This is a genomic window from Sedimentibacter saalensis (assembly GCF_007830175.1).
GTDB lineage: Bacteria > Bacillota > Clostridia > Tissierellales > Sedimentibacteraceae > Sedimentibacter > Sedimentibacter saalensis.
Genome location: NZ_VLKH01000002.1, coordinates 106,803 through 126,135 on the forward strand (window position 1 = coordinate 106,803; position 19,333 = coordinate 126,135).

The following is a 19,333-nucleotide window of genomic DNA, read 5'->3' on the forward strand; positions in this document are numbered from 1 at the left end:
ATTTATTTCCACATCAGTGTTTAATATCGTATTCCACAAGCTTGTTGAAGAGCTGCCTTCTGCTTATGTCCATGAGCCTTGCTGCTTCACTGACGTTTCCGCTGCACATAGCAAGAATATTTCTGATGTATTTTTCTTCTGCATTTTGTCTTATGTCCTTCAGTGATTTGATTTCTTCCGGTGACTGTAAAGAGTCATCGTACATTTTCAAATCCGGCAAGTCCCTTTTTCTGATTGTTCCGTCGTCAGCAAGTACCACAAGCCTTTCAATTATATTTTTAAGCTCTCGTATGTTCCCGGGATAATCATAGACAGTCAGCAAATCTAAAAGACCATCTTCCACTTTTGTAATTTTTTTCTTCATTTCCTGCTGCAACTGGTTTAAAAAGAAATTCAATAAAATAGGAATATCTTCCTTTCTTTCTCTGAGAGAAGGAACTTCAATAGTTATGGTGTTTATTCTGTAAAACAAATCTTCTCTGAATCTGCCGATTTTAACTTCCTCTGACAATTTTCTGTTTGTGGCGCTAATAAGTCTTATGTTGGTGGAAATGTTCTTGTTGCTTCCTATTCTTTCAAAAGACTTGTTTTCTATGGCTCTTAGAAGTTTCACCTGCGTGTTAAGGGAAAGTTCTCCAATTTCATCTAAAAATAAAGTTCCGTTGTTTGCTTCTTCAAATCTGCCTATACGCCTTTCAATAGCACCTGTAAATGCTCCTTTTTCATGGCCGAAAAGCTCTGATTCCAAAACACCATCTGAAAATATCTGACAGTTTACAGCAACAAAATTCTCATCTTTTCTTTGGCTTACATGATGAATGTATTTTGCTATAACTTCCTTGCCTGTGCCGGATTCTCCGAGAATTAAAATATTGGAATTGCTAAGAGCTGCTTTTTCAGAAACCTTAAGAATATTTTTAAACTTTGTGCTGTTGCTATCAAGCAGGTAATTGAAATCATTGAGCCTGCTTCTTATTTTCATGTTATCTTGTTCAAGAGTCTTTATTTTTACCAGCTTATCGATTTCTTTCAATAATACCTCAGGGTCGTTTCCTTTGATAAAATATCCAAATGCTCCAAGCTTCATGGCATTTACTGCACTTTCTATGGTTCCATAGCCTGTTACAAGCATTACTTCGCAGTTGTATTTGTGCTCATGAATTGCTTTTAAAAGTTCCATTCCGTTCATGCCACCCATTTTCAAATCAGTTATGACAAGGTCAAAACTTTGGTCTTTCAATAGTTCAAGACACTCTTCTCCTGAAGATACACTATAAGTATCAAAACCCTTATCTGCAAAAATAATTTTATAAACGTCCGTGAATTCTGTTTCATCATCAACTACTAATATTTTAAAGTCAATCACTTAATCCTCCTTTAATAAAAACTTCAATTTAAATGTTGTGCCTATTCCTTCCTGGCTTTCAACAGATATATCTCCGTTTATTTTTTGTATTTCATTGTAAACAATGTATAATCCTAAGCCCGTTCCCTTGCCTGCTGTCTTTGTGGTGAAAAACGGGTTGAAAATATGCTCAATGTCAGTCTTTGAAATTCCTTCACCTGTATCTCTTACGTTAATATACAAATATTTAGTATCAGTCCAGCAGTCTATTTTTATACTTCCTCCAGAAGATACAGCATCAATAGCATTTGAAAGCAAATTAAGAACAATATGAGTAAGTGTTTCCAAATTTGAAAGGAACATCAGATTTTCATCACAGTTTATTTTTACATCAATATTTTTTTCAGATATTCTCTTGCATTCAAAAGCAATTATTTCATTTAATGATTCAAAAAGGTTGATGTCTTTTAATTCATGATCATTGATTCTTGAAAAATTAAGCAGATTATCTACCATTTTTCCGGCTCTTAAAACAGATGATTCAATAATGTTTATTGATTTGTCAATTAGAGGATCTTTATCTTTTACAGGAAGCTTCCCTTTTAGAACATAGCTGTAATTTCTTATAAGCCCCAGAGGATTTCTTATTTCATGAGCAACACCTGCAGCAAGCTGTCCAACTGCTATCATTTTATTCTGCTGCAGCATTTGCTGTTGTGTTATGATTTTATCCGTATCGTCTTCGATTACTATGAGGTCACGATTGTCATCATATTTAAGGGGTGTAATGTACAGCACATAGTGACGACCGATGTAACTGGTTTCAATGATTAAATTTTCCTTTACATTTAGTGACGCTTTGTCTAAAACAGGAAACATTTTTAAATTGTTTCCTATTACTTCATCTCTGCCTTTTTTGAGCCATTGGCAAAATGAATTGTTTACATTTTCTATTGTTCCTTCTTCTGACACCACTGCTATGAAATCAGACATTGCATCAAAAGTCATCTGCAAGTCATTGCGACTCCTTAAAAGTTCAAGAGTACGCTTCTTAACCTCAGATTTTAGCGTATAGCTCCATAATATTACCACAACAAAGAAAATAACAAAAATAACTATTATGGTCATGAAAAAAAGCATTACATTAGCAGACATTCTGTCATTTAATATAGGTTCTGAAAGTCCCAGCCACTTTTGTTGAATTTTTTGAACAAAATCTTTTTGCTTAAGGTTTAGTATCCCCTTGTTTAATATGGTTAAAAGCTGTGCATCTGATTTATTTACTCCAAAACATATGTCTCTTTCATACAATGGAGGATGTAGTATTTCAACGTCATCTTCTATTCCAAGCTGTCCCGTGAAATAAACAACAACAGGCTCATCTCCAACCACAGCGTCAACTTCACCGTTAATTAGTAGCTTTATGGATTCTAACACATCTAAGGTGCTTACAATTTCAACACCGGGTATGTTTTTTTCTATATATTCCGCTGCATAATCACCTGATTGTATTGCAACTCTTTTACCTGAAAGATCCTTGCTGGTAATTATATGAAAATTTTCATTTTTAGTCATTATTATTGATCTGAAGGTGTAAATACTTTCGGAAAAAGCAAAGTACTGAGACCTTTCCTGGCTTGGTATAAGTTCTGTCATATCTGTTTCGCCGGAGATAACGCTTGAAAGAGCCTCTTCCCATACCTTGGGAACAAATTCCATTTCAACTTCAAGCTCTATGGACAATGCAGACAGATAGTCGATTACCAGCCCTTTGTACTGACCATTTTTTTCATCCTTAAAAGTAAAAGGAGGAGCGTTTTTGTCAGAAGCGTGATAAATAACTTTCTTTTTTTGTAAATACTCTCTTTCCTGCTCCGTAATGTCAGAAGAATACTTAAAATATTCAAAAAGGGTTAAATCATATGTATTGCTTGTAAACTGATCTGCAAGGAATAAAAATGCGCATGCCACCAGCAACAGCATTACCTTTATAATTTTCTTGTCAAACATCAATTGATTTCTTCCTTTGTTAAAGATCTATATTTGCTTTTGCAGCTTGTGAATGCTGAAGTTTTCTCTTTATATTGTACAAACGGCCATCCTTTACAAATTTTGCACCTGTCTGTTTAAAATGAAAATGAACATTTTTTTCCATACACTGCTTGCGAATGTCAAGAATCCAGTCGTATCTGCAAATTCTTGCTTCATTTCCGGATTCACCTCCCACGGTGACTCCTTCTATGGAGGAATCAAGGTAATTGGACATATCTATTTTTTCAAGTAATGGCTCACAGATTATATGCTTGTGCTTGATGGGAAGGCTTTTGAATATTGGGAGTCTGAAGTCTGCCATGTTCTGATTTTCGCATGTGCAGCAAATTGTAACATTGTCATACCCATCTCCCCAGTCCCATGGAAGATTTATATTGAAACGGTGTATTCTTTTGGTGACAATCAAAAAATGCAAATCTCTTCTTGCAGATATCATGTTCCATGCTTCAATTCTGAAGTTGTCAGCATCTTCAAGAAAAAAATCTGATGTGAAGCATGTGTAAACAATTTCATCCGTTTGAAGTTTGTATTGTCCATTTCTTGTTTTTTTAACCGGAAGATTGAAATTTACTGTTTTTGAAACCACCGAACTGTCCCTGTCATATTTTGCATCTGTTCGATACACATAACAGTTTTGGCAGCCCGCACTTAATTTATGGCATCCATGCCACGGATTCCAGATGGCCATATATACTCCTTAAAATTTATTATACATTATACCATAATCACACCGGCAAAACAATTGTTTGGACAGTATGGATTTAACAGATAAATTAAAGAAACATCAGCGCAAGAAATATTATGTAGATGTTGTAAAGACCATGGGCAATTATTAAGGACAGCACAGAGCAGTTTTTGACCTTGTAAAGGCTTATTCCGTAAAAAGCTCCAAGCCCTGCAGTTATGAATACCTGAATGAAATTATTGCCTCCCGGAAAATGCCATAAACCAAAAATTAAGGCTGATACCACAACAGATATTTTTTTAGAACCGCTTACAGCTTCAATTCGCTGCATGAAATATCCTCTGAACAAAATTTCCTCGCCCATTCCTACAAACAAGATATAAAAAAATATGTTATATATAATAAGGATTATGTCAGTTTGCTTTGGACCAATCAAATAATATTTGTAATCTCCAACCATGAGTGATACTGCCGTAAGAATCATAGCGCTTATTGAAAACACATACAAACCTGCAACAAGCTGTTTTAAAATATCTTCTTTTTTAAAAATCAACGGCCCTAAACGATTATCTGTAATTTTTCCTGCAATAAACGGAATTATGGTAAGAAGTACATAAAATAAAGGTCTGACAACCAGTCTCACATAAAAATTTCTGATAAAACCCATTAAAAACGGTGCGTAATACACAATTACAAATGCAATGAAAGCAACAACGGTTGCTTCAATTACAGATATTTTGTTTTTAGCTTTTAAAAATTCTTCGTTCATATATTCTCCGAAAAGTTGTCTATTTAAAAGAATGCAATCCATTATTAAAAAAATTTAATTTGTTAATGTTTGCACCAGTATTATTAAATCATACCAATGAACTCAAGTCAATAATGCTGTTTTTAAAAATTAACCTCAGAATATTAAAAAATTAAATGCAGAAGATATATTACATTCTTATAGAGAGGTGATATTATGAAAATGAACAAATCTGCAGGAAGCATGCTGCTTGGCGCAGGATTGACTGCTGCTGCTGTTTATGCTGTTCCAGCAATAAAAAACTTTGCAGTTAATAAAATGAATAAAAAAGATATGTCAAGCGGTGCAAATTCTGCTTATGACAAGTTATCAATGCGTTAGAATAAAATAAACAAATTAAAGCCCTCATATTCGAGGCAGCTATAACTGACTCCGTTAACTCATTCATTGTAACCATATAGCCGGAATGTTCTTAAGTCATAGTATGCCTGTTTATCAGGGCTTTATTTATTAAGATTATATGTCAGAAAACTCAATTTTAATTTTTTCCGGTCTTTTCAATAAGGATTGAACAATCCAGGATTCTTCTGATTCACTGTTTTGTATATTGCATGGAAGTCCAATTATAAATTCGCTCCCCTTGTTTTCTTCACTGTTGACAGCAATATTTCCGTCATGCTTTTCAACCAGTGCCTTTACAAGAGATAACCCAATTCCGCTTCCTTCATGCCTTGATAAGGATTTGTCCACTTGCTCAAACCTTTTGAATATGCTTTTTTGTTTGTCTTTAGGAATGCCGATTCCATTATCTTTTACAATCAGTTCTATTTTTTCTCCCTTGTCATGCACCAGGACTGAAATTTTGCCGCCGGCAGGCGTAAACTTTATTGCATTGGACAAGAGGTTCAATACAATTCTTTCAATTTGATCAGGATCACAATTTATAACTTTTTGTTTGGTGTCAGCATCAAAAACAACAGTAATTTCCTTGCTCAATGCGTATTCCGCAACTGAAACGGTTATTTCTTCAACAAAGTTTACAATATCGCAATTCTGCTTTTTTATTTTGTAAAAATCAGCGTCGATTTTAGTTATATCTATGACGTTATTGATGAGCCTTACAAGTCTGTAGCAATTTTGTTTCAATATTTTTATGTACTTGTGTTCCTTTATATCAACATCTGTTTTTTTAAGTTCAAGCAGTTGTACAGTTCCCAAAATAACGTTTAAAGGTGTCCTTAGCTCATGAGAAACATTCGCCATAAATTCATTTTTAAGTCTGTCATATTCATGAGCTTGCAATAACTGCCGGTCCTTGATCAGAAGTTCAACATTTTTTACTATTTCATATTTGTCATCGCTTTTTATAATGACATAGCTGTGATTTTTAATGATTTCTGCTATCTGCAACGTATCAGATTTGCTTGCATCGTAAAGACAAAGCACAATGAAGTTCATTTCAGGTATTATTTTTTGAATGTTATTTTCATAACGCTCAAAAGTTCTGTAATAGCTTTTTTCAAGCCAGTATGTGTCTGCAACTGCTCGAAGACCGTCGTATCCTTCTTTCAGAGCTCTTTCAACATAGTGTTTCCACTGTCTGTTAGCACGCACTTCATTAAATGAGTCATCTTCAATATAAATTTCCGTATATGGTATTAATATAAGCTGTCCGCTTTTAACATAGGAATCAACATCAACCATATGAACTTCAAGAAATTTAATTATTTCATCGAAACTTGTATTTTGGGAGTAAATCCACAAACACAATTCATTGCTTTTTAAACCGGACATAATATACGGCACTGAAATATTAAAAAAATCTTCGACAGAATCATATAGCTGGGCTATGTGAGTCCCCCAATAAATTTTTCCGATATTTTCAATGCCGGAAGTTCTTAAACTATCATCCATATTTTACCTTTCTCGTAAAGCAAATTTAAACCACCTGTATATGTCCGAGTATAATCGCACATATATAGATGGTTTAAATCATTATACACTAAATTTGCATTTTATTCAATGATTCTAAAAAATAATTACGAGAAAGTATGTAACACTGCATTGCCAGCCATGGTACCCTTATGCCTTATCCTGCACATACTTGTTCCCTGATATGATAGACAATTCTGCCAATGTGAGTTCTTTTCCAAGATAAGCCGCATGGCTTAGTTCAGAAATCCAATTATGTTCTATTATTGTCCAATATATGTTTCTTGCATTTTCACCTTGTATGATGTGAAGCAGTTCATTGTTGTTGCTGTAATGCTCCACAATAATTGTTTTTCTTTTATATTCAGGCATTATTACAAAATATCCCTCTTTGTCCAACTTTACATTGTCAGGATTTTTTTCCAATGCTGTAACTGTTTTGGTGTTAGTATTATGTGCTTTATTCTCAGCAGATTTAATATTGATATTATCATGGATTTGAAAGCCTTTTTTTCTTAATTCCTCAATTTTATCAAGAATGTTATTTGTGTTTTCGCATCCGATCATATTTATTACTATTACATTTTTTCTGAATGATTCAATTTCCTCTTTAAGAGTGTTAATTAAAACAGGTTTCCTTCCTTTTGAATCAATGACCTTGTTATTGTTATCAACTCCGTTTTCAAAGATTTTCATCAAGGTATTGCCGCTGTAATGACCTTCAGAATCTTTTCCGCAAAGAATAAGATACTTTATTGAAGGAACAGCTAAAACATTCTTAATGATTTTTTCGACACCTATATTCTCTGTTTCAGTCTTGCCCACAATGCTTAATCCCTTTGGCTTTAAACCGGCTAACTCATCGGCAAGTTTAGAATTGCTCAATGTAGATATAGCAACAGGACTTAATTCATCTAAGTTCAGCACATGATACTCACCTGCTGCAGGAAGTATATCAGTACTTATAATATTGTCTTCAATGGAATGAATGTTTTTTAAATCAGAAAATACTTTGTCAAAAGTATTTGAAACAACTGCTGACCAGCATGGATTACATCCAATTCATGTGTATTCAGATGGTTCAGTAAGATCAAGTGCATTTTGAATTTCATCTATAAGTGCTGCATAATCATTATTACTGGCATCTAAAGCACACTTCATACTTTCAAGAGACTTTTTCATGCATCCGCATTTCCTGCATTTCATAAGTTCCATGGATTTTTGCATTACATCTATTATTTCTGCTGTATTGTCTTTAATCATATTTTGCTCCGAATTTTTAATTGTTGCTGTAGATTTACTTTCTGAAAAATAATATTTTATTTAAGATAGTAATAAGTTCAGATTATGTGATGTTTGATTTAATACTACACAAATGTCAAAATATTGTCAAGTAAAACAAAGAGACCTTATGGCCTCCTTGAATCATGATTGTGCTGATGGAGATGAAATGGATTGTGCATTTCAGTCCTTGTGGGCTGAATCATAAAATTGAATTCAACGTCACTATAACCATAGTGGATTAAGTTAACCTTATATGAAGTAAGTATATTCGAATATACCTGCACATTCATAATGAAGGCATTGTTGAATCCGTCAGCTCTTATGGTAACATAATAATAATGTTCACCCGGCAATAATTCATTTAATATAGGAAGTTCAATTTTAGGGGTGTTACCGCTGACATCAGTCTTATACTGTCCAACCCTCCTTCCTTCAGCCTTTTCATTATATAAACCTGAATAGGTAATTTTATAAATTGTTACTTCAGCACCCTCTATAGGTGTATCTACTACATTGTGAAATACGCTAAGCTGCAGAAAGCCATATTCATTATTATTTAAATAAATACAATCATAATCCATGTATTTACTTCCTAAATATTTCATTTTTCAGCATCCTTTCTGGATATATCTATATATATAATATGCGTATATAATTTAACTTGTAACAACAAAAGTTCGTAAAATAAAAAGCCGTTCATTAAACGGCTTATAAAAGTAGTTTGTTTATTTTGATACTGCAGTTGCTTTGAGAAGTTTAATACATTCAAGCACATCTTTTTTATTTATTATTTCTGCAGCTGAATGAAGGTTTCTTGTGGGTATGGAAATTACTCCGCTTGGAATTCCTTCTCTTGTCATATGAATTGGTCCGGCATCTGTTCCGCCAAACTCCAGAACCTCATACTGATACTTGATGTTGTTTTCTTCTGCCAGATTTGTGAGAAGGTTCTTTACATCAGGATGTGTGATCATAGATTTGTCCATGAGCTTGATTGCTGCTCCGCCTCCAAGTTTCACATCCATTTTTATTCCGTCAAGAGAATCTCCTGTTGCTGTAACATCAAGAGCCACCGCAAGGTCAGGATTTACGCTGTAGCCCGCAGTCTTGGCTCCTCTTGTGCCGACCTCCTCCTGAACGGAAAATACATAATAAACATCATTTTCAGTGACAGGATGGTCTTTAATGGCCTCTATCTGAATGTAACAGCCTATTCTGTCATCAGCAGCTCTGCATATTGTGCAGTCCGGTGTTTCGTAATATTCAGATTTGAATACGCACATGTCTCCTATGTGGAAGTTTTTCTTTACAAATTCAGGATCAGTTGATGCAACGTCAATATAAAGTTTGCTCATTGTAAGCTTTTCGTTGTCTTTTAATTCTTCGCAGCACACAACTCCCTGAAGTCCGTTGTCAAACACCATGGTCAATCCTATTATTTCTTTTGCGTGTATTCCTCCAACATTTGAAAATCTCAAGAATCCTTTTTCATCAACATGAGTGATTATAAGTCCTATTTGATCCATGTGTGCTGAAAACAATATTTTTTTGCCGTTTCCTTTTTTTCTTGCAATAAGATTTCCAAGAGGGTCAACTTTTATTTCGTCAACATAATCTTTTATTTCTTCTGTTATTATATCACGGATGTTTTTTTCTCTTCCTGAGGGAGAAAAACAATCTGATAATTTTTTCATTAATTCGCTGTTAAAATTCATTTTATTCCCCTTTCTGATTTGCAATTATAACTGCTTTTGTAAGATTTACAACGCTGTTGTAATCATTTTTACTGGCTACATTCACTGCTGAATGAATGTATCTGCAAGGAACTGATATTGCCATTACCTTGGAGCCGTCCTTTGTTTTGTGGATTGCTCCTGCATCGTTTCCTCCTGCAGATGATTTTCTGTACTGATATGAAATGTTGTTTTCTTCTGCAATTTTAGCAGCAGCTCTTACAATATCAATATCATATATGGTTGAATTGTCCATAATGGATAGGGCTGCACCGGCACCTATTATTGTAGATTTTGAGTGTTCGTCAATGCCGGGCATATCTGCACACACTGTTCCTTCAATAACAATTCCAAGATCAGGTTCCAATGCATAAGCTGCTGTAACTGCTCCCCTGCATCCCACTTCTTCCATTACTGTAAATACTCCATAAAAATCAGCATCAAGCTTCATGCTTAAAAGTTCAAGTATGGCGCTGCAGCCTGCACGGTCGTCAAGAGCTTTGGCTTTTATGAGAGAATCTCCGAACTCAACATAATCGCTTACAAATACAACATAATCTCCAATGCTTACAAGTTTTTCGGTTTCTGTTTTTGAACCTGAGCCAATGTCAATATAAAGTTTTTCAACAGGTATTGTTTTTCCTCTCTCATCATCGCTCATGAGATGAACTGCCTTGGAGCCTATTACTCCCGGAATTTTTTTGTCTCCTACAAGCACTTGTTTTGAATTTAAAACTCTTGGGTCAATTCCTCCCACGGCCTGAAAGCGAATGAATCCGTCACCGTCAATGTGTGTTACTATTAATCCTACTTCATCCATGTGTGCAGCAACCATTATTGTCTTGCTTTTCTTTCCCTTGTTGTGGGCAATGACGTTTCCAAGCTTATCAACGCAGTAGCTGCAGCCCATTTCTTCAAGTTTTTTCTTTATGTAATTTCTTACTTCATACTCGCAGCCTGATACGCCAGAAAGTTCAGTCAATTCTTTTAAAAACATAATATTTCCTCCAAATCAGAATTATCAAGCTCGTTGATGAAACGGGCAATTGCTCTGCCTGCGTTTTCAACATCAGCAATGTCGATTGTTTCAACAGAAGTGTGCATGTATCTTAGAGGAATTGAAAGCAAAATGCAAGGTATTCCTTCCCTGTTAACCTGAAGGGCTTCTGTGTCTGTTCCTGTCCTGGATGGAATTGCTTCATACTGCATTGGAAAGTTGTATAATTTGCACACTTCCACGAATTTTTTTGTAAGCTTATGGTTAAGTCTTCCTCCATATGCAACAACAGGTCCCTTGCCCAGGTGAGCTGTTTCTGAAGGCATATCAGGAGCCATTCCAAATCCCACATCAAGAATAATTCCTATGTCAGGATTTACCTTGTAGCTTGCAGTTGTTGAACCTCTGTAGCCTGTTTCTTCCTGGGCTGTTGCTGCATAATAAATTGAACTTTTGTGTGAAAGTTTTTTAAGCTCCTTTGCAGTTTCAAGCATTACTGCAACGCATGCCCTGTCATCAAATGCCTTTGCCGAAACAACAGTTCCCTGAAGCTGAAGAGGTTTTCTCTTTATTGTTGCAACGTCTCCTACTCTAACCATTTTTTCAAGCTTTTCTTTTGTATATCCTGTGTCTATGTATAAGTCTTTTAACTTTAATGGCTTGTTTCTTTCATCCTCAGTTGTTACATGAGGAGGTTTTATTCCTATTACTCCAAATACATTTTCCTTGCCGTAGACTATTACTTCCTGTGCCACAAGTGAAGCAGGATTTATTCCTCCAACGGATGTAAAGCTTAAAAATCCTCCGTCCAGAATCTTTGTAACCATGAGACCTATTTCATCAATGTGGGCTGCAAGCATTATTTTTTTGCCGTTTGTTCCTTCCGACTTGAATATGTAGCTTCCAAGTTTGTCCCTTTCCAATGAATCCGTGTAAGATTCAAAATATTTTTTAAGTATGCTGCCGTTTGAATGTTCAAAGCCTGAAACAATTTGATTTGAACACACATCAAACAAAAATTCCTTTATCAAGTTACCCCTCCTAAATTATATTATTTATCGCTAAAAGAGTAAAAAAAATGTTAGATCATATGACCTAACATTTCTAAAATTTACTTCAACAAATCTCCAAGAGCATTTCCTATGGATTCGCCAATAGTAAAGTTTGCTTCTTCTGGCTGATATGATGCAGCTTCAGTATTTTCAAATTCGTCTCCCTTGTCTTCAAGTATAAATGACAAGTTAAGATTCTTTCCTTTTAAATCAATTCCAAGAACTTTAGCATCTTTCATTTCTCCAACTTTAACAACCTGAGCAGGAGTTCTTAATTTTTCAGTTGATACTTTAGCTATTGGAATGAAGCAGTCAATGTTTCCATTTACGCTTACATGTACTCCGTCTAAAAGTATACGAGTAACTTCAACTTGAATTATGTCGTCTTTCTTAAGATCTTTTGCGTATTTGTCAAATGGATGTTCAACAAGCTGTTTCATGCCAAGGCTTACTTTTCTGTCTTTTCTTGTAATGTTCAGTATTTTCGCAGTAACTTCCTGTCCTTCATGGAGGATGTCAGTAACTTTTTCAGTTCTTGCCCAATCAAGATCTTTGATGTGAAGCAGACATTCAATGTCATCAACCATTACAAATGCGCCGAAGTCAACAATTCTTGTTACAACACCTGTAACAACATCACCTTTTTGATGTTTGTCAAGGAACAATGCCCATGGGCTCTTGATTGTTGCTTTGTAGCTCAATGATAATTTCTTGTTTTCTTTATCTATGCTTTTTACTTTTACGCTTATTTTATCGCCTGTTTTCAAAACTTCTGAAGGATGTTTTATTCTTGTCCAGGCAATTTCATTAATATGAAGAAGTCCGTCAATTCCGTTGATTTCTACGAAAGCGCCGTAATCCTGAATATTCTTAACTGTTCCTTCGTAAATTTCGCCTTCTTTGATTGTTTCCCATACTTCGTTGTCTTTAGCTTCTTTTTCCTGCTTTTCAATGGCTCTTGATGTAAGAACCAGCTGTCTTCTTCCTTTGTTGTTCTTTGTTTCAAGAACCTGTACTTTCAGATTCTTGCCAACATATTCTGAAGGATCAGCATTTCTGTTGATTGATATTTGGTTTCTTGGAATGAATCCTTTAATGCCTTTTACTTTTCCGTAAATTCCGAATTGAGATGCTTCAACTATTATGGTTTCAACAACTGTTCCGTCGTTTTTCATAGCCTCAAGCTCTTCCCAAACTTTGTGCTCTTCCAATGGCTTTCTTGTCAATACAACGTTGCCGTCCTGATCTGAAATTTTAACTACCTGAGCTTCAATTTCATCTCCTTCTTTCACCAGCTTTGTTAAGTCTTGAACTTCTCCCATTGAAAATTCATCTCTTGTGATAATTCCATCTGATTTATAATTGATGTTCACAGAAACAGCCTCTGGAGTTACGTAAATAACAGTACCCTTGATTCTTTCGCCTGTTCTGATATATGATACTCCGCCATAATTTTCAAGCAATTCATGCATAGTACCGGCTTGTTCTGCTTGTTCGTTCTTTTCATTCATGTCGTTATTTAGGTTTTCCAACATTTTAATAACCTCCTCAATGATCCAGTCAGGGGCCGAAGCACCTGCGGACACTCCCACAATAGTTTTTTTATCAATATATTTATAAGGGATTTCCTTATAATTTTCAATTAAGAATGTGTTCTCACAAACTTTTTTGCTCAGCTCATAGAGTTTTTTTGTGTTTGAACTTGTTTTGCTTCCTACTATGAGCATCACGTCACACCTGGAAGCAAGCTCAAGGCATGAATCCTGTCTTTTTCTCGTGGCATCGCAAATTGTATTCTCTGCCACAACATTAGTTAAGTGTTTTTTTTCAATATAATCAGTTATTTCATCAAATGTCTTTGAATTAAATGTTGTCTGGGACACCAGCAGATATTTTTTAGAAGCATCAATGTCCAAGCTTTTAAATGCATCAACACTGTCTATAACTTCTGCGTCAATGCACCAGCCAATTATACCAAGCACTTCAGGGTGATTTTTGTCCCCTGCAATGATTATATTGTAATCATTATTTTTAAATTCTTCAACTATTTTGTGTATTTTTTTTACTTTTACGCAAGTTGCGTCAATTACTTCAACATTATTTTCATTTATTTTATCATAAACATATTTTCCAACGCCGTGAGCTCTTATTAAAAGCTTGGCGTCAGATTTTTCAGGAACTTCATCAACCACAGTCAGGCCCATTTCCTTAAGTTTGTCTATAACATCCTTATTATGTATTATTTCTCCGTAACTGTAAAGCTTTTTTTCTTCTTCCAGTGCATTAAATGCTTTATTGACTGCAACTTTTACTCCTGCGCAAAATCCATTGTACTTTGACACTTCAATTCTCATTATTCTTACCATCTGACTTCAAATTATAGATATCTTTTAAAATTTCTTTGCCGATTTGTGTATATTCTTCTGTCTTGATTTTCTCGGTGTAATTTTCAAAATAATCTTTTTCTTCCCCCACATACAGCTCTAGTTTCCCTCTGAACTTGTATGGCCCCTCGATGTATACCGGGAGTATTTTTGCCTTTGCTTTGTTGGCAATCATGGCAATTCCAGGCTTTGCATTGCTTTCATCATATCCGGTCTGAATTCTTGTTCCTTCAGGATATATGCCTAATACTCCGCCTTCATTAAGCACGGCTATGGAGCTTTTAATTGCTGACAATGAAATACCCTGTCTGTCTACGGGAAATGCTCCCAGCTTTCTGAACAGAAAACCAAGAATTTTATGGTCAAAAAGTTCTTTCTTGCCCATGTAGTGAATCTGGCGCTTAGTAGAAACAGCCAGTATAACCGGATCAATCATTGATATGTGATTTCCGCAAACAATGAGGCCACCTTCAGTGTTGTCAATGTTTTCTGAGTTGTGAACTTTTAGGTCAAAAAAAATGAAAACTAAAAACTTTAAAATTTTTACAACAATTCTATAGAACATTTTGCCCTCCGACAAAGTCTTTAATTTTCCTGACAACTTCATTAATTTCCATATGAGTTGTGTCAATCAATATTGCATCATCAGCTTTTTTCAGAGGTGAAAATTCTCTTGTGGAATCATTGATGTCTCTTTTCTTTATATCCTCAAGAACATTGTCCCTGTCTGCTGCTGTTCCACCGGCAAGAAGCTGTTCATATCTTCTTTCTGCTCTTGTTTCAACAGATGCTGTTATAAAGAATTTGAAGTCCGCATCAGGAAAAACTTTAGTACCAATATCTCTGCCGTCTAATATCACATTTTTGTTTTTAGCAATATTTCTTTGCAGTTCAACCATTTTAGTTCTCACATTTTTAAATGCAGAAATTTTAGAAGCATATTTGGATATTTCTTCGCTTCTTATTAAACTTTCCACATTCATTTTGTCAAGGAATATTTTGTTGTCAGAATAATCAACTTCAGTTGTTTCAAGCATTTCATCTATTGTATCTTCTTTAACTTCTATGTTGTTGATATATGCCTTATATGCAAGGGCGCGGTACATTGCCCCCGTATCAATATATTCAAAACCAAGTTCCCTGCTTAATAGTCTTGCAACAGTGCTTTTGCCAGCTCCTGATGGTCCGTCTATTGCAATTATCATTATTTTTTTCCTTTCAAGTATATTTAAACACTTTACTATTATATTACAAATTTAGAAATATAACAACAAAATTTTTTAAAGTGAAATTTGGAAATTCAATACAATAAAAAGGACAATGTAAAAACATTGTCCCTATTTATAACCATTGTTAATTGTTATCATTTTGATATATGCTGTTGTTGTCCCACAGCTGTTCAAGCCTGTTGTAATATTCAACTATATCATCTTTTTCCTGAAGTCCTATGTTAATAATCAAATTGTTGATCATTGCAAGAGGACCAACCAGTGAATCTATGAATGACACTATGTTGCTTTTTGCAAGCAGAGAAACATCGGCAATGTTGTATACGGGAGATGCTTCTGTGTCTGTTATGGCAACTATTTTTGTATTGTGTTCCTTTATGAATTTTGTTGCATCAATTGTAATCTTTGAGTATCTTGGATAGCTTATTACAATCAGTACATCTGTTTCCTTGATTCGTATGATTTCTTCGTAAAGAGAATTAACGCCGCTGTTGTTCAATACTTTTACGTTATCAAGTATTACATCAAGATAAAAACCAAGGTAATTTGACAGCGTCGATGAGGTACGAAGACCAAGTATGTATACTTTTTTAGCGTTCATTATGATTTCAGTCGCCTTGTCAAGAGCCTCAATGTCAAAGTTTTCAAACATATTGCGCATGTTGTTCATTTCATTTTTAATTATTTTTTTGTGAAGCTTATCCTTGTCGTTTACAATATCATCGTCAAGACCGATTCTCTGCACAGTTGTAAGCTTGTTTTTAATAAGAACCTGCAAAGCTTTTTGAAGCTCCGGAAAACCGGAATAACCAAGGCTGCTTGCAAAACGCACAACAGTCGATTCACTTACGTCAACGGTCTCCCCAATCTTTGCAGCAGTCATGAATGCTGCCTTGTCATAGTGGTCTATTATGAATTGCGCAATTTGTTTTTGACCTTTGCTGAATTTATGATAATTACTGTTAATAAGACCGATTAAATCATTTGTATTGTTCATATGTCATCCTCGAATTAGTTTTATTCCTTCTTCGAAAGCGCTGATGTTCTTGTCAACTGTAACAGGAGGAACCCTGTTTGTAATTGATTTCAGCATTATATCCTTGTGAATTACATCTTCTCCTATCAATGCATACAATGCACCCACAGAAACAATGTTTGAAACCATGTGAGTTCCTAACTTATTTTGAGCAGTGTCAAGAATGGGAAGACTGTAAATTGTATACGGAGCATCATGCACAATGTCAACACTTTCGTCAACAACTAGTATACCATTTTTGTCTAAAGTTGCAATATATTTATCATATGAATTCTGTGTAAGTGCCAGCAAAATGTTAGGGGTAGTAACTTTCGGAAAATTAATTTCAGCCTTGCTTATGATGACTTCGGCTTTGCTGGAGCCACCTCTGGCTTCCGGTCCATATGACTGGGTTTGTATTGCATTAATTCCTTGTTCAATGGCAGCATCAGCAATTATGATGGCAGCAAGTATTACTCCCTGTCCTCCTGACCCGCTCAGTCTTAATTCTAATTTATCAAACATAACAGTCTCCTCATTTATTTTGAAATTTGTCAATTATAACCTGATAGCTTTCTGTGTACTCAGGTTTAGGATTATTGTAGAATTCACCTATAAGTATTTTGTTTTCTGCCTTTTCAGGATTCTTTTCCAAAACCTTCACATCTACACAGTTGTCTTTTAAGAATGTGTGCATTTTTACGGCATTTCCTTTTTTATTTTTTCTGCCGTAATAAGTAGGGCACAGACTTAATCCTTCAATAAATGAAAATCCTTTGTTTTTCAATCCGTTTTCAATAAGCTTCTGCATCATTGGAGCATGATATGCAGTACCTCTTCCCACATAAGTAGCACCTGCTCCCTGTGCAAGGTTGCATAGGTCAAAAGGCTTGTCAATGTTTCCAAAAGGTGCAGTAGTAGCAAAGTCGCCATATGGAGTTGTAGGAGAATATTGTCCTCCTGTCATTCCGTATATGTTGTTGTTGAACACGATTGTTGTGATGTCTATGTTTCTTCTTGCTGCATGAATGAGGTGGTTACCGCCTATGGCAGAACTGTCCCCGTCTCCCATTATGACTATTACATGAAGTTTCGGGTTTGCATGCTTTATGCCTGTTGCAAATGCCAGGGCTCTTCCGTGTGTTGTGTGAAGAGTATTGAAATCAAGGTATCCAGGTGCTCTTGAAGAACATCCTATTCCTGAAACTAGAACGACTTCATCCTTGTTAAGACCAAGTTTGTCTATTGCTCTTACAACTGTGTTCATTAAAGTTCCATGGCCACAACCGGGGCACCAAATATGAGGCAGTCTGTTTACTCTGAAATACTTTTCCGTTAAATCGCTGCAATTAGTGTTCATTATTCTCTACCTCCCATAACAGCATCTGTAATTTCCTTAGGTGTTATAAGTTCCCCAGTAATTTTATTGATTTTTTTTACAGGACAATTTTTGCCGGCCACTCTGTCAACTTCAAGGAAGTATTGACCAAGGTTCATTTCAGCCACATAAATTTCTTTTGCCTTTTCTGAAACCGCGCTTATTTGTTTTTCAAGAAACGGCCAGATGGTAATCGGTCTGAACATACCAACCTTGATGTTATTATTTCGCATATTGTCAACAGCGCTTTTAGCAGCTCTTGAAACTCCTCCAAAAGCAACTATGACAATTTCAGCGTCGTCCATTTTATATTCTTCGTAAAATGTTATATCATCTATATTTTTTTCTACCTTGTCAACAATCCTCTGAACCAATTTACCGGATATTTCATTGTTGTTTGTCGGAAATCCTGTTTCATCATGAGTAAGTCCTGTAACATGGTATCTATATCCTTCGCCAAATGATGCCATAGGAGGTATCATATCTTCATCTGGCTTGTAAGCTACGTACTCTTCAGGCTTACATGTAGGTTTCTTTCTGTTAACAACTTTTATTTCTGAAGGATCTTTGAACTGAAGTTTTTCTCTCATGTGTCCGACTGTTTCATCCATGAGTAAAATTACAGGAGTTCTGTATTTTTCAGCAATGTTGAATGCTTCAATAGCATATTCGTATGTTTCCTGAACTGAGTTAGGAGTAAGTGCCACAACCGGATGATCTCCGTGTGTTCCCCATTTAGCCTGCATAATCTCACCTTGTGCAGGTGAAGTAGGAAGTCCAGTGCTTGGGCCGCCTCTTTGAACATTGACTATAACGCATGGAATCTCAGTAATAGCAGCATAACCGATGTTTTCCTGCATAAGAGAAAATCCCGGACCGCTGGTTGCAGTCATGGATTTAAGACCTGCCAATGAACCGCCGATTATTGCTGCCATGCTTGCCAGCTCATCTTCCATCTGAATAAATTTACCCCCAAGCTGTGGCAATTTCTGAGCAGATATTTCAGCTATTTCCGTAGATGGAGTGATGGGATAACCTGCAAAAAATCTCATGCCGGCAGCTAAAGCTCCTTCAACGCATGCTTCATTGCCCTGCAGCAATTTATACTTTTTTTCACTCATCTTCATTTCCTCCTATGTAAATAGCATTGTCCGGACATCTGAGTTCGCATTGTCCGCAAAATATACAAGCATCCGGATGTGCTATAACGCATTTTTCATTTACGATTTTTAAAACCTGTTTAGGACAAAAACCTACACATACTCCGCAGCCTTTGCACCAGTCTTTGTTCTGCAGAAGACGTTTCTCTGTTGCCATATTACCCTCCCTTTATTACCGTCATACATAAATCATAGCACATTTTTTTCTATTTGCAAGAAAGATTTCAAAGAAAATTTAAAATGCAGGATTAAATTCATATACTGCAAATTTATATCGTGAAATCGATTTCGAACTCTCTATAAATATATACTTTATAAAAAAATGCATGAAGGCGTTTA

Annotated in this window: 20 protein-coding genes; 1 reads left to right on the forward strand and 19 read right to left on the reverse strand. The window is 35.5% G+C overall.

From position 1 onward, the window contains the following. Window positions 1-13 precede the first annotated feature (13 nt). The 4 genes from LY60_RS03370 to LY60_RS03385 all read right to left on the reverse strand — a co-directional run bounded on the left by LY60_RS03370 (window position 14) and on the right by LY60_RS03385 (window position 4,851). Window positions 14-1,366: a sigma-54-dependent transcriptional regulator gene (locus LY60_RS03370; RefSeq protein WP_145080007.1), complete on the reverse strand. Its 1,353-nt coding sequence runs from the start codon at window positions 1,364-1,366 to the stop codon at window positions 14-16. Further along, window positions 1,367-3,355: an ATP-binding protein gene (locus LY60_RS03375; protein WP_145080010.1), complete on the reverse strand. Its 1,989-nt coding sequence runs from the start codon at window positions 3,353-3,355 to the stop codon at window positions 1,367-1,369. It lies immediately after the preceding gene. Window positions 3,356-3,374: 19 nt separating this feature from the next. Continuing rightward, on the reverse strand, window positions 3,375-4,085 hold the full coding sequence (locus LY60_RS03380) for a DUF5131 family protein (RefSeq protein WP_145080013.1): 711 nt from the start codon (window positions 4,083-4,085) through the stop codon (window positions 3,375-3,377). An 85-nt stretch (window positions 4,086-4,170) separates the two neighbouring features. Beyond that, a complete protein-coding gene (locus tag LY60_RS03385) occupies window positions 4,171-4,851 on the reverse strand; it encodes a CPBP family intramembrane glutamic endopeptidase (RefSeq protein ID WP_145080017.1) in 681 nt (226 codons plus the stop codon). A 195-nt stretch (window positions 4,852-5,046) separates the two neighbouring features. On the opposite strand from LY60_RS03385, the gene LY60_RS17950 reads away from it, so the two are divergent. Beyond that, window positions 5,047-5,211: a hypothetical protein gene (locus tag LY60_RS17950; protein WP_019227037.1), complete on the forward strand. Its 165-nt coding sequence runs from the start codon at window positions 5,047-5,049 to the stop codon at window positions 5,209-5,211. Between the two features lie 135 nt (window positions 5,212-5,346). Here the strand turns inward: LY60_RS17950 and LY60_RS03390 are convergent, their stop codons facing one another. The 15 genes from LY60_RS03390 to LY60_RS03460 all read right to left on the reverse strand — a co-directional run bounded on the left by LY60_RS03390 (window position 5,347) and on the right by LY60_RS03460 (window position 19,151). Beyond that, window positions 5,347-6,744 (reverse strand): MEDS domain-containing protein, encoded by a 1,398-nt coding sequence (locus tag LY60_RS03390; protein ID WP_246145357.1) that lies wholly within the window; start codon window positions 6,742-6,744, stop codon window positions 5,347-5,349. A 168-nt stretch (window positions 6,745-6,912) separates the two neighbouring features. After that, window positions 6,913-7,824 (reverse strand): DUF4346 domain-containing protein, encoded by a 912-nt coding sequence (locus LY60_RS03395; protein WP_342783525.1) that lies wholly within the window; start codon window positions 7,822-7,824, stop codon window positions 6,913-6,915. Beyond that, window positions 7,825-8,025 (reverse strand): hypothetical protein, encoded by a 201-nt coding sequence (locus tag LY60_RS03400; protein WP_145080023.1) that lies wholly within the window; start codon window positions 8,023-8,025, stop codon window positions 7,825-7,827. Between the two features lie 146 nt (window positions 8,026-8,171). After that, window positions 8,172-8,651: a hypothetical protein gene (locus tag LY60_RS03405; RefSeq protein ID WP_145080026.1), complete on the reverse strand. Its 480-nt coding sequence runs from the start codon at window positions 8,649-8,651 to the stop codon at window positions 8,172-8,174. A 120-nt stretch (window positions 8,652-8,771) separates the two neighbouring features. Next, complete coding sequence (locus tag LY60_RS03410; protein ID WP_145080029.1) at window positions 8,772-9,761, reverse strand: M42 family metallopeptidase; 990 nt, start codon at window positions 9,759-9,761, stop codon at window positions 8,772-8,774. Between the two features lies 1 nt (window position 9,762). Then, window positions 9,763-10,776, reverse strand: coding sequence for a M42 family metallopeptidase (locus LY60_RS03415; RefSeq protein WP_145080032.1), 1,014 nt, complete (start codon window positions 10,774-10,776; stop codon window positions 9,763-9,765). Then, window positions 10,767-11,807, reverse strand: a complete 1,041-nt coding sequence (locus LY60_RS03420) for a M42 family metallopeptidase (protein ID WP_145080035.1) — start codon at window positions 11,805-11,807, stop codon at window positions 10,767-10,769. Before LY60_RS03420 ends, LY60_RS03415 begins: the two co-directional genes overlap by 10 nt. Before the next feature lie 80 nt (window positions 11,808-11,887). Next, complete coding sequence (gene ispH / locus LY60_RS03425) at window positions 11,888-14,194, reverse strand: 4-hydroxy-3-methylbut-2-enyl diphosphate reductase (RefSeq protein WP_145080038.1); 2,307 nt, start codon at window positions 14,192-14,194, stop codon at window positions 11,888-11,890. Then, window positions 14,172-14,777, reverse strand: coding sequence for a lysophospholipid acyltransferase family protein (locus tag LY60_RS03430; RefSeq protein WP_145080041.1), 606 nt, complete (start codon window positions 14,775-14,777; stop codon window positions 14,172-14,174). The genes ispH and LY60_RS03430 overlap by 23 nt, the downstream gene beginning before the upstream one ends. Then, the gene (cmk, locus tag LY60_RS03435; RefSeq protein ID WP_312831559.1) at window positions 14,767-15,468 is read right to left on the reverse strand and encodes a (d)CMP kinase; all 702 of its coding nucleotides are present in this window, start codon (window positions 15,466-15,468) and stop codon (window positions 14,767-14,769) included. Before cmk ends, LY60_RS03430 begins: the two co-directional genes overlap by 11 nt. A gap of 97 nt (window positions 15,469-15,565) precedes the next feature. Then, window positions 15,566-16,438: a MurR/RpiR family transcriptional regulator gene (locus tag LY60_RS03440; protein ID WP_019227048.1), complete on the reverse strand. Its 873-nt coding sequence runs from the start codon at window positions 16,436-16,438 to the stop codon at window positions 15,566-15,568. A gap of 3 nt (window positions 16,439-16,441) precedes the next feature. Next, the gene (locus LY60_RS03445) at window positions 16,442-16,981 is read right to left on the reverse strand and encodes a 2-oxoacid:acceptor oxidoreductase family protein (protein WP_145080047.1); all 540 of its coding nucleotides are present in this window, start codon (window positions 16,979-16,981) and stop codon (window positions 16,442-16,444) included. Window positions 16,982-16,991: 10 nt separating this feature from the next. Further along, the gene (locus LY60_RS03450) at window positions 16,992-17,816 is read right to left on the reverse strand and encodes a 2-oxoacid:ferredoxin oxidoreductase subunit beta (RefSeq protein ID WP_145080050.1); all 825 of its coding nucleotides are present in this window, start codon (window positions 17,814-17,816) and stop codon (window positions 16,992-16,994) included. Continuing rightward, entirely contained in the window at window positions 17,816-18,955 is a 1,140-nt protein-coding gene (locus tag LY60_RS03455; RefSeq protein ID WP_145080053.1) for a 2-oxoacid:acceptor oxidoreductase subunit alpha, read from the reverse strand. Before LY60_RS03455 ends, LY60_RS03450 begins: the two co-directional genes overlap by 1 nt. Continuing rightward, window positions 18,948-19,151 (reverse strand): 4Fe-4S dicluster domain-containing protein, encoded by a 204-nt coding sequence (locus LY60_RS03460; protein WP_145080056.1) that lies wholly within the window; start codon window positions 19,149-19,151, stop codon window positions 18,948-18,950. The genes LY60_RS03455 and LY60_RS03460 overlap by 8 nt, the downstream gene beginning before the upstream one ends. Window positions 19,152-19,333: the final 182 nt, after the last annotated feature.